General features: G+C 49.2%; 1 protein-coding gene. It reads left to right on the plus strand.

Translation table 11 applies throughout. From position 1 onward, the window contains the following. Window positions 1–389: 389 nt before the first annotated feature. On the plus strand, window positions 390–1,588 hold a 1,199-nt coding region (locus IQ242_RS24415; RefSeq protein WP_193961733.1), incomplete at its 3' end, for a LysM peptidoglycan-binding domain-containing protein.

Consider the following 1,588-nt stretch of genomic DNA (forward strand, 5'->3'; position numbering starts at 1 on the left):
AGCGGCTAATGATTAATAATTTCTTTGTAAATCGCAAAACAGATAAAAAATTTCTATGAAAAAACTGGCAAAAATTGGCAAGACCAAAAATGCTGATCAGCTTGGAACAACTGAGATAGCGCATCGTCAATCTGGACATTCAAAATGTCACCAACTTGCCGTGATCCCGATGCTAATAGTCAGAGGGAGACTTGCATAATTTCAAAATCTAAGTTAATCTCTCCTAAAAGTCACCTTTAGGTATTTTGACTAAAAAGAAAGTTGCCTAACTTCTACTCTAGCCTCAAGGCTAATGCTGAAAGCTAGAATCATCGGCTTCATCGACTGGCTCTAGCTAACTCTTTACACCACAGGAGGTCTGTTTGAAAGAGACTTTTATCCACAACCCCATGACATCCGCTACCCCAGAACAGAATAGCAATGCTGAGTCTAACCGAGTCCGTTGCTCGGCTGCCCTGCTGGGATTAGCACTCTCTCTGGGAGTACCTAGCCTTCTCAACTCCACCTCAGAATCAGCCCAGGCCGCCAATTCTGTACCTCCGGAATGGGAAGTGATCGACCTGTCCCAAAAAGCCAAAGCTGCGGGTAAAGAACTAAAAGAACCGCAAATAATCCAATCCCAAGCACTTGCTACCGTCAAATTCATCGCCACATCAGTAGTTGACCATCAGGTAAAACCGGGAGAATCCCTGTGGAGTTTAGCCGACACCTATCAAACCACCCCTTCAGCGATCGCTACCCGCAATAATCTTTCCCCCCAATCCGATCTGATTATCGGACAAACCTTAAAAATTCCCACTCCTGAGCAGTTGCCCCCGGCAGCCCCGGCAGCAACTCCTGAGCAGTTGGATAGTTCCTCTGCTAGTCTGCGTCAAACCCGTCAACGTCTCCAAGAAAGTTTGGCCGCCTTGCGAACCGAGGAAACCCCCCATCAGTCCAATTCTGGGGAAACAGTAATCGTTACTGAAACTACCGCTCTCGTTCCCGATAATTCGCCAACTAGCGTCGAGATTCCCGTTATTGCTCCCGAAGAATCCCCTCGACCAACCAGCCAGGTGATCCCGATTCCCGTTCCCACCCCTGAAAGCGATCGCACGATAGCAACAATTCCCCTTAATCCTCCCTTGACAAGCAGACCGGAAATTCCCAGCGTCGCCCTACGAAATCCGGCTCCTGTGACTGAAATTCCCGCCGTTCCCAATCCTCGGGTCATAATTCCCCCAGAAAATCAAGTTTATCGGGTTCGGCCAGGGGATACCTTAAACACGATCGCTCGCGCTCTCGGCATCACCCCCGCCGAATTAGCCAGGGAAAACGGCATTGACAACCCCAACCGGATTAAAGTTAATCAAACCCTAGTGATTCCCGACCGCTCTGCCAACGCTAGAGTTAATCAAAATCTTACCCCCTTGGTCGGCGATCGCCCGAAATTGTCCTTTAACCCCAGCAATCGACAAAATTTGCCCGCCGCAACCGCCACCACGGAGACGGAAGAATTCCCCGAAAATATCACCGGCAGCTATCGGGAAAGATTGCGCCAAGAGGTGGCTAATCTGCGGGAAACTAACCTTTCGGAAACCCAGAAAAG

The sequence above is a fragment of the Microcystis sp. LEGE 08355 genome (assembly GCF_015207185.1).
Taxonomy (GTDB): Bacteria; Cyanobacteriota; Cyanobacteriia; order Cyanobacteriales; family Microcystaceae; genus Microcystis; species Microcystis panniformis.